This is a genomic window from Pseudomonas morbosilactucae (assembly GCF_023241665.1).
Taxonomy (GTDB): domain Bacteria; phylum Pseudomonadota; class Gammaproteobacteria; order Pseudomonadales; family Pseudomonadaceae; genus Aquipseudomonas; species Aquipseudomonas morbosilactucae.
On record NZ_JALQCX010000005.1, the window covers coordinates 106,710 to 118,396 of the forward strand.

General features: G+C 62.3%; 10 protein-coding genes and 1 pseudogene. 6 read left to right on the forward strand and 5 right to left on the reverse strand.

Going from position 1 to position 11,687, the window contains the following annotated elements; translation table 11 throughout:
- Complete coding sequence (gene trkA, locus M1B35_RS02475; RefSeq protein ID WP_123328013.1) at positions 1-1,374, forward strand: Trk system potassium transporter TrkA; 1,374 nt, start codon at positions 1-3, stop codon at positions 1,372-1,374.
- An 85-nt stretch (positions 1,375-1,459) separates the two neighbouring features.
- Positions 1,460-1,792 (forward strand): tetratricopeptide repeat protein, encoded by a 333-nt coding sequence (locus M1B35_RS02480; protein WP_268261133.1) that lies wholly within the window; start codon positions 1,460-1,462, stop codon positions 1,790-1,792.
- On the opposite strand, the gene M1B35_RS02485 is transcribed toward M1B35_RS02480, so the two are convergent.
- The 3 genes from M1B35_RS02485 to tag all read right to left on the reverse strand — a co-directional run bounded on the left by M1B35_RS02485 (position 1,783) and on the right by tag (position 3,589).
- Positions 1,783-2,022: a PilZ domain-containing protein gene (locus tag M1B35_RS02485; protein WP_123328011.1), complete on the reverse strand. Its 240-nt coding sequence runs from the start codon at positions 2,020-2,022 to the stop codon at positions 1,783-1,785. The genes M1B35_RS02480 and M1B35_RS02485 overlap by 10 nt on opposite strands.
- A gap of 73 nt (positions 2,023-2,095) precedes the next feature.
- Positions 2,096-2,983, reverse strand: coding sequence for a lysophospholipid acyltransferase (locus tag M1B35_RS02490; protein ID WP_123328010.1), 888 nt, complete (start codon positions 2,981-2,983; stop codon positions 2,096-2,098).
- Between the two features lie 42 nt (positions 2,984-3,025).
- On the reverse strand, positions 3,026-3,589 hold the full coding sequence (gene tag / locus M1B35_RS02495; protein WP_268261134.1) for a DNA-3-methyladenine glycosylase I: 564 nt from the start codon (positions 3,587-3,589) through the stop codon (positions 3,026-3,028).
- 81 nt (positions 3,590-3,670) lie between these two features.
- Between tag and glyQ the strand changes: the two genes are divergently transcribed.
- From glyQ to M1B35_RS02515, 4 genes and pseudogenes are all read left to right on the forward strand, one after another.
- A complete protein-coding gene (glyQ, locus tag M1B35_RS02500) occupies positions 3,671-4,624 on the forward strand; it encodes a glycine--tRNA ligase subunit alpha (protein WP_053253611.1) in 954 nt (317 codons plus the stop codon).
- Positions 4,621-6,675 carry a glycine--tRNA ligase subunit beta gene (gene glyS / locus M1B35_RS02505; protein WP_268261135.1) on the forward strand — a complete coding sequence of 685 codons (2,055 nt, stop codon included), beginning with the start codon at positions 4,621-4,623 and terminating at the stop codon, positions 6,673-6,675. Before glyQ ends, glyS begins: the two co-directional genes overlap by 4 nt.
- Positions 6,676-6,682: 7 nt before the next feature.
- Entirely contained in the window at positions 6,683-7,216 is a 534-nt protein-coding gene (gmhB, locus tag M1B35_RS02510; protein ID WP_268261136.1) for a D-glycero-beta-D-manno-heptose 1,7-bisphosphate 7-phosphatase, read from the forward strand.
- Between the two features lie 96 nt (positions 7,217-7,312).
- Positions 7,313-8,083 (forward strand): annotated as a pseudogene (locus M1B35_RS02515) (lysophospholipid acyltransferase family protein).
- Positions 8,084-8,252: 169 nt separating this feature from the next.
- Here M1B35_RS02515 and M1B35_RS02520 read toward each other — a convergent pair.
- Both M1B35_RS02520 and M1B35_RS02525 read right to left on the reverse strand, forming a co-directional pair.
- A complete protein-coding gene (locus M1B35_RS02520; RefSeq protein ID WP_268261137.1) occupies positions 8,253-10,556 on the reverse strand; it encodes a CHASE2 and HATPase_c domain-containing protein in 2,304 nt (767 codons plus the stop codon).
- A gap of 18 nt (positions 10,557-10,574) precedes the next feature.
- On the reverse strand, positions 10,575-11,585 hold the full coding sequence (locus M1B35_RS02525) for a FecR family protein (RefSeq protein ID WP_425273379.1): 1,011 nt from the start codon (positions 11,583-11,585) through the stop codon (positions 10,575-10,577).
- Between the last annotated feature and the right edge of the window lie 102 nt (positions 11,586-11,687).

Sequence of the window (11,687 nt, forward strand, 5' to 3'; positions counted from 1 at the left end):
ATGAAAATCATCATCCTCGGCGCAGGGCAAGTGGGCGGCACCCTGGCGGAACACTTGGCCAGCGAAGCCAACGACATCACCGTGGTCGACACCGACGGCGAACGCCTGCGCGACCTCGGCGACCGCCTGGACATCCGCACCGTGCAGGGCCGGGGCTCGTTCCCCACAGTGCTGCGCCAGGCCGGTGCCGACGACGCCGACATGCTGGTGGCGGTGACCAACAGCGACGAGACCAATATGGTCGCCTGCCAGGTCGCCCACACCCTATTCCACACCCCGACCAAGATTGCCCGGGTACGCGAAGCCGCCTACCTGACCCGCGCCGGCCTGTTCGACAACGACGCGATCCCGGTGGACGTGTTGATCAGCCCCGAGCAAGTGGTGACCAACTACATCAAGCGCCTGATCGAACACCCCGGCGCCCTGCAGGTGATCGACTTCGCCGAAGGCAAGGCCCAACTGGTGGCGGTCAAGGCTTACTACGGCGGGCCGTTGGTGGGCCAGCAATTGCGCCAGTTGCGCGAGCACATGCCAAACGTCGACACCCGGGTGGCGGCGATCTTCCGTCGTGACCGACCGATCATGCCCAAGGGCGACACGGTGATCGAGGCGGACGACGAGGTGTTCTTCATCGCTGCCAAGGTCCACATCCGTGCGGTGATGAGTGAGATGCGTCGTCTCGACGAATCCTACAAGCGCATCGTTATCGCCGGCGGTGGGCAGATCGGCGAGCGCCTGGCCGAGGCCATCGAAAGCCGCTACCAGGTGAAGATCATCGAGATGAACCCGGCACGTTGCCGCTACTTGTCCGACAGCCTCGACAGCACCGTGGTGTTGCAGGGCAGTGCCTCGGACCGCGACCTGCTACTGGAAGAGAACATCGCCGATGCCGACATCTTCCTGGCCCTGACCAACGACGACGAAGCCAACATCATGTCGTCGCTGCTGGCCAAGCGCCTGGGCGCCAAGAAGGTCATGACCATCATCAACAACCCGGCTTACGTAGACCTGATCCAGGGCGGCGACATCGACATCGCCATCAGCCCGCAGCTGGCCACCATCGGCACCTTGCTGGCCCACGTGCGCCGTGGCGATATCGTCAGCGTGCACTCCCTGCGCCGCGGGGCGGCAGAGGCCATCGAGGCCATCGCCCACGGTGACGCCAAATCGAGCAAGGTCATCGGCCGGGCCATCGAGAACATCGGCCTGCCGCCGGGCACCACTATTGGCGCAATCATCCGTGACGAAGAGGTGCTCATCGCCCACGACGACACAGTGATCGAAGCGGGCGACCACGTGATTCTGTTCCTTGTGGATAAAAAGCACATTCGCGATGTAGAGAAGCTGTTCCACGTAGGGTTGAGCTTCTTCTGAGGCTAGGCAGCGATGGCGGGCTTGAACGGCCTATCGCTGCCTAGCCAGCTCCTACGCACATTTGCGCGGCATAGAAGGGGAGTCTGTGATGCTGGAATCGTTGGAAAAAATGCTCGCCAAGGGTGTGGATAACGCCCTGTTGCGCTTCGGCCTGGGCAAGGGTTACCTGGACCTTGGGGATAACTCCAAGGCCGCCGAACACCTGCAACGCTGTTTGGGGTTCGACCCCAAGTACTCCGCCGCCTGGAAGCTGTTGGGCAAGGCCTACCTGGCTCAGGACGATTATCCGGCGGCGCGCCAAGCCTGGGAGCAGGGCCTGGAAGTCGCTCGCGGGCATGGCGATAAACAGGCGGAAAAGGAAATGACCGTGTTTCTTAAGAAGCTCGAGCGCAAGGCGCCCCGAAACGCCTACAAATAGCGCAGGGCAATGCCCTCAGCGTCCACTTGCACCACTTCCATGCGCACCCGCGGCGCCGTCACCGGCAAGCCCTGCACCTGGCCATACACCACGGCGCCCTTGGGCAGCCGGGCCAGGGTCGGGCTCTGCACATACACACCACTGGCGGACAACTGGCGCGTCTGCCCCAAACACTCGCCGAAGCTTTCGTGCTGGATCTTGATGCGGAAGGATTTGCGGTGTTCGGACATCTTTAGCGCCCTTTGATCAATGGCTGTGGATAACCAGGCCACTCCAGTTATCCACAGATCGTGCCAGCGCCGGTCAGTACCAGCGTTCTTCGCCCGGTGGGCGTTTCTTGAAGCGCTTCATGCTCCACATGTACTGGCTCGGATACGCAGCCACGTAACGCTCGACCACCCGGCTCATGGCGGCGCAGGAGGTTTCGGTGTCAGTGCTGTACATGTCTTCCGGGGCTGCTTCGAGGATCACCTTGTAGCCCGAACCATCCGGCAAGCGCAGGGCATGCAGGAACACGCCCACCGCCTTGCCGCCGGCCAGCATATTCGGCACGAACTTGCTGGTCAGGGCCTGGGTGGCGAAGAAGGGCACGAAGATCCCGGCGGATTCGGCCGGTTCCGGGTCGGCGGGAATACCCACTGCACCGCCTTTGCGCACTTCCTTGATGACGCTGAGGATGCCTTCCTTGGTCGAGGCGGCGACGCGGTTGCCCAGTTGCACCCGCTGCTTGCGCAACAGCTCGTCCACAGCCTTGAGCTTGGGTGGACGGTAGAAAATGATCGGTTTGCACTGGCTGCAGTAGAAATGGTTGAGCACTTCCCAGTTGCCCAGGTGGCTGGTGATGCCCACCACGCCCTTGCCCGAAGCCAGGGCCTCCTTGAGCACATCCAGGCCTTCGACTTCGCGCACCAGATCGATGGAGCGCTGGGCCGGCCAGATCCAGGCGCAGGCGCTTTCGGTCAGGGATTTGCCGATGTCTTTCAGGCTCTGGCCGACCAAGCGCTCGCGCTCAGCCGGGTCCATCTGCGGAAAGCACTTGGCCAGGTTGATGCGCACCACGTCCCGGGAACGGTTGGGGGTTTTCCACATGACCCAGCCAATGGCCGAGCCAACGGCTTGCACCGCGCGCCATGGCAGCAGGGCAAACAATCGCAGGGCGCCCACCAGCAGGGCGCCTTTGAACTTATCCACAAGTGACTCCTGATCTGTAGGTCATGATCTGTCGCGAGCCGGCTATTCTAACCGGCTGTTCAACAGGACGGCGTAACGATCACAGTCTTGAGTGTGATCCATGACCATGCCCGAGGCTTGCATCAGGGCATAACAAATGGTCGGGCCGACGAAGGTGAAGCCGGCCTTTTTCAGGCCATGACTCATGGCTAGCGCCTCGGGCGTGACCGCCGGGACTTCGCTGCGATCCTTGAAATGATTGACCTTGGGCTGGCCATCGACGAACGACCAGAGAAATTCCACCGGGTCTTCCAGGGCCAGCCAGGCCTCGGCATTGCGCCGGGCGGCATTGAGTTTCAAGCGGTTGCGGATGATCCCGGGGTCGAGCATCAGCTCGTCGATTTCCGCATCGCTCATCTGCGCCACACGCTGTACATCGAAGCCCCAGAGCACTTGCCGATAGCGATCGCGCTTCTTCAATACGGTGATCCACGACAAGCCCGCCTGGAACCCTTCGAGCAATAACAACTCGAACAAGCGCTGCGCATCCCGTAGCGGCACGCCCCACTCCTGATCGTGATAAGCCATGTACAGCGGATCTTCGGAACACCAAAAGCAGCGTGGCATAAGGCTCCAGGGGGCGTGCGCAGGACCGAATCGGGTATACTCCCGCTCCTTAAATCGCAGCCCAAGTAACAGGTGAATTTCGTGAGCCAGCCTACGCCAGCCGTGCGTACCTTCCAAGACTTGATCCTCGCCCTCCAGCAGTACTGGGCCGAGCAAGGTTGTGTGGTACTTCAGCCCTACGATATGGAAGTAGGCGCCGGCACTTTCCACACCGCTACCTTCCTGCGGGCCATTGGCCCGGAAACCTGGAACGCCGCTTATGTGCAGCCCAGTCGTCGCCCGACTGACGGCCGCTACGGCGAAAACCCCAACCGCCTGCAGCACTACTATCAGTTCCAGGTGGTGCTCAAGCCCAACCCGGACAACTTCCAGGAGCTGTACCTGGGCTCGCTGAAACATGTCGGCCTGGACCCGCTGGTCCACGACATCCGTTTCGTTGAAGACAACTGGGAGTCGCCGACCCTGGGCGCCTGGGGCCTGGGCTGGGAAGTCTGGCTCAATGGCATGGAAGTGACTCAGTTCACTTACTTCCAGCAAGCCGGTGGCATCGAGTGCTACCCGGTGACCGGCGAGATCACCTACGGCCTGGAACGCCTGGCCATGTACCTGCAGGGCGTGGACTCGGTGTACGACCTGGTCTGGGCCGACGGCCCGTTCGGCAAGGTGACCTACGGCGACGTGTTCCATCAGAACGAGGTGGAGCAGTCCACCTACAACTTCGAACACGCCAACGTCGAGAAGCTGTTCGAACTGTTCGATTTCTACGAAAGCGAAGCCAAGCGCCTGATCGAACTGGATCAGCCGCTGCCGCTGCCAAGCTATGAAATGGTCCTCAAGGCATCCCACACCTTCAACCTGCTGGATGCGCGCCGGGCAATCTCCGTTACCGCCCGTCAGCAGTACATCCTGCGGGTACGCACGCTGGCGCGTTCCGTCGCCCAAGCCTACCTGATGGCTCGCGCCAAGCTGGGCTTCCCGATGGCGACCCCGGACCTGCGTGATGAAGTGTTGGCTAAGTTGGAGGCGGCACAATGAGTGCGCAAGATTTTCTGGTTGAACTGGGCACTGAAGAGCTGCCACCCAAAGCCCTGAACACCCTGGCCGAAGCCTTTCTGGCCGGCATCGACAAAGGCCTGCAAGCCGCTGGCCTGAGCTTCGAAGCCAAGCAGGTCTACGCCGCGCCACGACGCCTGGCGGTGCTGATCACGCAACTGGCCACTCAGCAGCCCGATCGCAGCATCAACCTGGACGGCCCGCCGCGCCAGGCCGCGTTCGACGCCGACGGTAACCCGACCCAGGCGGCCCTGGGTTTTGCCAAGAAGTGCGGCGTGGACCTGAGCGAGATCGACCAGAGCGGTCCGAAACTGCGTTACAGCCAGAGCATCCAGGGCAAGCCTACTGCCAGCCTGCTGCCGACCATCGTCGAAGACTCGCTGAACGACCTGCCGATTCCCAAGCGCATGCGCTGGGCCGCGCGCAAGGAAGAGTTCGTGCGTCCGACCCAATGGCTGGTCATGCTGCTGGGCGATGAGGTGATCGACTGCACCATCCTTGCCCAGAAAGCCGGTCGCGAGTCCCGTGGCCACCGTTTCCATCACCCGGAAAACGTGCGCATCAGTGCCCCGGCCAACTACCTCAACGACCTGCGTGCTGCCTACGTACTGGCCGATGCCAACGAGCGTCGCGATCTGATCAGCAAGCGCACCGCCGAACTGGCCACCCTGCAAGAAGGCACCGCCATCGTTCCGGCCGACCTGCTGGACGAAGTGACCGCCCTGGTGGAATGGCCTGTGCCGCTGGTGTGCTCGTTCGAGGAACGCTTCCTCGACGTGCCGCAAGAAGCCCTGATCACCACCATGCAGGACAACCAGAAGTACTTCTGCCTGCTGGACGTGGACGGCAAGCTGCTGCCGCGCTTCATCACCGTGGCCAACATTGAAAGCAAGGACCCGCGCCAGATCATCGAGGGCAACGAGAAAGTCGTGCGCCCACGCCTGACCGACGCCGAGTTCTTCTTCAAGCAGGACAAGAAGCAGAAGCTCGAAGCCTTCAACCTGCGCCTGCAGAACGTGGTGTTCCAGGAGAAGCTGGGCAGCGTCTACGACAAAGCCGAACGCATCTCCAAGCTGGCGGCGTTCATTGCCCCGCGCATTGGTGGCGACGCCCAGCGTGCAGCCCGTGCCGGCCTGCTGTCGAAGTGCGACCTGGCCACCGAAATGGTCGGCGAGTTCCCGGAGATGCAAGGTGTCGCCGGCTACTACTACGCCCTCAATGACGGCGAGCCGCAAGACGTGGCCCTGGCCCTGAACGAGCAGTACATGCCCCGTGGCGCCGGCGCCGAGCTGCCAAGCACCCTGACCGGTGCCGCCGTGGCCATCGCCGACAAGCTGGATACCCTGGTGGGGATCTTCGGCATCGGCATGTTGCCTACCGGCAGCAAAGACCCCTACGCCCTGCGTCGTGCCGCCCTCGGCGTGCTGCGCATCCTGATCGACAAGAAGCTCGACCTCGACCTGACCGAAGCCGTGGCATTCGCCGTCAGCGCGTTCGGTGCCAAGGTCAAGGCCGCCGGCCTGGGCGACCAGGTGCTGGAATTCATCTTCGACCGCCTGCGTGCGCGTTACGAAGACGAAGGCGTGGACGTGGCCACTTACCTGTCGGTACGTGCCCTGAAGCCGGGTTCGGCCCTGGACTTCGACCAGCGTGTACAAGCCGTGCAGGCCTTCCGCAAATTGCCGGAAGCCGCCGCCCTGGCGGCAGTGAACAAACGCGTGTCGAACCTGCTGAGCAAGGTTGAAGGCAGCGTGCCAAGCACCGTGGAAGCCAAGTACTTCGACAACGCCAACGAGTTCTCCCTGTATTCGGCGATCCAGCAAGCGGACCAGGCAGTGCAGCCGATGGCCGTGGCCCGTCAATACAGCGAGACCCTGGCGCGCCTGGCCGCCTTGCGCGAGCCGGTGGACGCGTTCTTCGAAGCGGTGATGGTCAACGCTGAAGACCCCAAGGTACGGGCCAACCGCTATGCGCTGCTGGCGCGTCTGCGTGGCTTGTTCCTGGGTGTCGCCGACATCTCGTTGCTGGGGTAAGCGCGCGTTGAAACTGCTGATTCTCGATCGGGACGGGGTCATCAACCATGACTCCGATGTGTACATCAAATCGGTGGCGGAGTGGATTCCGCTGCCCGGCTCGATCGCGGCCATCGCGCAGTTGAGCAAGGCCGGCTGGACCGTGGCAATCGCCACCAACCAGTCCGGCATCGCTCGTGGCTACTACGATTTGGCCACCCTCGACGCCATGCACGAGCGCTTGCGCACGTTGGTGGCGGAGCAGGGTGGCGAGGTCGGTTTGATCGTTTATTGCCCACACGGCCCGGATGAAGGTTGCGCCTGCCGCAAACCCAAGCCGGGGATGCTGCGGACAATTGCCGAGCATTATCAGGTCGATCTCGCCGGATGTTGGTTCGTGGGCGACAGCCTCGGTGACCTGGAGGCCGCGAAAGCCGTCGATTCACAACCCGTTTTGGTAAAGACCGGGAAAGGTGAAAAGACCCTGGGGAAAACCCTGCCGGTGGGGACGTTGATTTTTGACGACCTGGCGGCCGTGGCTGCTGAACTTATCCACAACTGAATTTATTAACAAAGTGCACTTCCGACATCCTGAACAAGGACTGCTCAGGGGTACGCTTTTTACAGGCGGGTACTGCCCGCAATGGTAAATGCCGCTATGTCGATCCTGCAGGCAATCAGAACCTTTTTCTTTTACCTGCTGTTGGGCACCAGCTCGCTGCTGTGGTGCTCCCTGAGCTTTTTTTATTGCGCCGTTCCTGCCGTTCAAGGCACGTTACCGTTTTATCAATGTGTACTGGTGTCGCTGCGCGTTGTGGCTGACCAAGGTCTTCCTGAATATCCACGTGGACGTGAAGGGCGCAGAAAACGTCCCGGAGCGGCCGTGTGTGATCGTTTCGAACCACCAGAGCACCTGGGAAACGTTCTTTCTCTCGGCGTACTTCGAGCCCCTGAGCCAAGTGCTCAAGCGTGAGCTGCTGTACGTGCCGTTCTTCGGCTGGGCCATGGCCATGCTGCGCCCCATCGCGATTGATCGTGATAACCCCAAGGCCGCCCTCAAGCAGGTGGCAAGCAAAGGCGACGAGTTGCTCAAGGACAATGTCTGGGTGCTGATTTTCCCGGAAGGCACCCGAGTGCCTTATGGCCAGATTGGCAAGTTCTCCCGCAGCGGCAGTGCCCTGGCGGTGAATGCCGACTTGCCGGTGTTGCCGATCGCCCACAACGCCGGCAAGTTCTGGCCCAAGGCTGGCTGGGCCAAGCGCCCCGGTACCATCACCGTGACCATCGGCGCGCGATGTACGCCGAAGGCAGCGGCCCACGGGCCATCGCCGAGCTCAACGAGCGGGTACAGGCCTGGAACGAGCAGGCACAACGGGACATGGGCTCCCTGCCTGCCGTGGCCACAAAGGCCGATCAAGTGGCGCTATGAGCATCTGTGGATAACCTGTGTACGAGATTGTCGAAAAGTCCTGAATTTGATCTGTAAGCTAATGATTTAAATACATATTTCTGAAGCTCATAAAATCACTGAAAACGTGCATAAGTTTTTAGGTGATAAAAAAACCGGCCTGAAAAGCCGGTTTTTTTTGCCTCGATTTTTACTCCTTGAGCAAGGGCAGACCCAGCGTGAAGCACGTGCCCTGGCCCACCACGCTCTGACAACGGATACGCCCTTCATGGCGATCCACCACCGCCTTGACCATGGCCAGGCCCAAACCGAGCCCTTCGATTCCTTGGGCCGATGCAAAGCGCTGGTACTGGCTGAACAGCCGAGGCAACTCTGCGGTGGCGATCCCCCGGCCCTGATCGACGATTTCACAGGTCAGCCAATGCTCATCCACGTGCAGTTGCACACGCACCGTGGAGCCGGGCGGGCTGTATTTGATGGCGTTCTCCAGCAGGTTGAACAAGGCCCGGGTCAGCAGAGCCTGATCGGCCAGCACCAATCCTTCATCCTCGTCATCCAGCTCGTGGAGTAATTGGATCTGCTTCAGCTGGGCCAGGGTGTTGGCCTGGTCGAAAGCGTCCAGCACCAGCATGGCGAACATGCTCGGTTCAAACTGATAGGCCTCGGACTCGGCCCTGGCCAATTGCACAAAAGCTTCGGTCAACTCCAGGGCACGGCGCACCTGGAGTTCGATCTGGTTATACACAGGCTGATCGTCGGGCGCCTGAAGGCGCTGCACGTCAAGCAAGGCCAGGATCGCGGAATGGGGCGCACGCAGGTCGTGGGAGAGAAAGCGCAGCAACAGCCCACGCTGGCGTTCGGCATCACGCTCAACGCTGAGGTCGGTCAGGCTCAGCAGCCAGCCGATGGGAATATCGCTGTCCACCGGTAACAGCGGCGCCAGGTCAGTACGCAGGCTGCGCTCCTGGGTATCGCGAAACTCCACGGGCACCAGGCTGGCCAGGGTCTGATCCTCCAGCCCCGGGTAGCCCAGGCTGGCCAATTGCGCGAGCAGATCGCTGCCGACCAGGCTGTGCGCGAACAACTCGCGGGAGTTGCGGTTGGCCAGCAAAATCCGCCCGCCCGGATCGCTGATCAAGGTGGCCACCGGCAGGTACTCCAGGCCGTCGGCGATAAAACGCTGGGTATCCCGGGTGCGGCTCATGGCCTGTTCCAAGGCGACAATCTGCCCCTGCAACACATCACCGCTCGGCGCCTGGCGTCGACGCCGCTCGGGCAGCACCTTGGGTTCGGCGTCCAGGCGCGCCAGCTCCCAGCCGAAGTACGCCAGGACGACCCGCAAGCGTCGCCAGTTCCAGGTCAGGTACGCCAGCAACATGCCCAGCACACTGGCCGCCGGGGACCACCAAGCCCCCAAGCGCAGCAACAGGGCCGAGCCCAGCAACGCGGCGGCCATACAACCCAGGGTCAGCCACAGGGCGTGTCGTGGACGCCACAACAACAGGCTCAACAACGCCGCCACCAAACCCAGCGACAGGCACATTCCCGTCAGTTCGCCGAGGGCGACGATGCTGCGTTGCTGCAACAGGCCGTTGAGCACATTGGCCTGGATTTCGATGCCGGGGGTGGTGCCCTGCTGGGCGGATTGCGGAGTGACGTAGCGATCCCCCAAACCGGCCGCCGTAGCGCCCACCAGGATCAGGCGATCGCGCAGCAGCTCGGCGGGCACCTCCCCGCGTAACACGCTGACATACGGCACGCTGGGAAAGCCCGCCGTGGCGCTGATAAAGGGAATACGCACCTCATGGGAACGCAGCCAGCCCTGGGTAATGGCTGCCGCAGGGACGCCCGGCATCTGCGCCTGAGCCACGTCCTGCTGGGCCAACTCATAGAGCCGCCAGGCCAATTGCGGCTTGGGGTTATCCACAGGCCCTTCACGCAGGTACACGCTGCGCACAATTCCATCGCGGTCGGCCTCGGCATTGATGTGGCCGACGCTCCGGGCACACGCCAGTAGGGACGGCACCGGAGCCAGCTCGCCAAGAGGCTGTGCATAACGGGCAACGTTCTCCCGCAGCACCGGCAAATAAACATTGCCGGCCCGGCACAGGGCGCTGGCCAACAGGGCATCGTTGGCGGGCAGCGGGTCGGGCTCACTGAAGATCACGTCGAACAACACGCCCTTGGCTTGCGCCGCGTGCAAACGGTCCAGCAAGGCGCCGTGCACCGTCCGCGACCAAGGCCATTGGCCCAGCTGCTTGAGGCTGTAATCGTCGATGGTGACCAGCAGAATCCGCGGGTCCACGGGCAGTGGGCTGAGGCGCCGCAAGCTGTCATACAGCAGATTGTTCAGCGCCAACCCATGGCTCAGGGATAGCACGGCGGTCAGCGGCAGGAGGATCAGGCTGACCCCCAGCCATTCCCGGACCAGGCGCCGGAACAGCTGCTGGGCCTGGCTTGGCTCACGCCCGTCGGCGCGACGCCAGGGCTTCATGGACAGCCCGCGGTTGGCTTATTCGGCCCGCGCCGTAGGCGGGTAATAAAAGATGTCATAGACCCCGGTTTCTCCTTCCAGGCCCTGCTCATCGAACGCCGAAAGGCGTACGTGGTAGAAAAACGCTTTCAAGCCACTGAAGCTGATCTCGGGTGTGCTGGAAAACTGTTCCTGCTTGATGTCGCGAAATTCCTTGTCCGTGGCCACTTGGGCCCGATAGCGCTGGGCGCCGGGCAAGGGTCTCATAATCAGCCGCCAATACGGCAGCTTTCCGGACTGCCCGGACTGGCCCAGCAACTGTGGGGCCGGGAGCAGCTCCACCGGTTTCAACGCCCCTTGCCGCTGGATGCGCAACCCTTGCCGGGCCATGACCTGAACCTCTCCCGGCACCGGGCCTGCGGGTTTATCCACAACCCGCTTGGTGGCGCGCGGCTTGCTCCCGGTCGCGGATTGTTCCTCGCGACTGACCGCCACCTGGCCATTGAGCACCTCTACCAGGGATGCCTGATCATCATTGCGCACGCGAAAATGCGTACCACGTACCCCCAGCACCCCGACCGGCGTGAGGATCTGAAAGCGGTCGTAGTCACTGTCGCGCTTGATCACATATGACTCGACCTGGCCCTGTTCCAGGCTCAGTTGAGGAATCGGCTGCTGCCGGTTGAGGCGCAAGGTGATGTGGGAACTGGACGGCAGCACGACCCGCGAACCATCGCCCAGGGACAGGCTGACAAAGGCCGAAGGCGAGGTCTTCACACCTTCCTGCTCATCAATGCTCATGCCTTCTTCCAGCAGGATCTCCCGTCCCTTGGCGTCGAGCTTCCAGGCTTCCCCGGTCAAGTGCTCGACCGTCGCCGGCAATGGCTGGCCGCGACACTGTTGCTGGTCATCGATGTAGGGCAGGCGCTGGGGCGCGGCGTTGAGATGGCCCAGAGGCAGGAAAAAAGTCGCCAGCAGGCCGCTCACCATCAACAGGCGCTGAGCCATGGGGCCAGGGTTGGGAAAAGGCGAAGGGTGGACGTCATTCATGGGTGTTCTGTGAGCCCTTGGGGAAGTCACTGCGAAATCCTACGCACCATACCTGAGGCCGGTCACGGGCCGATAGCCGAACCCGGCGCGCTCGACTGGCGC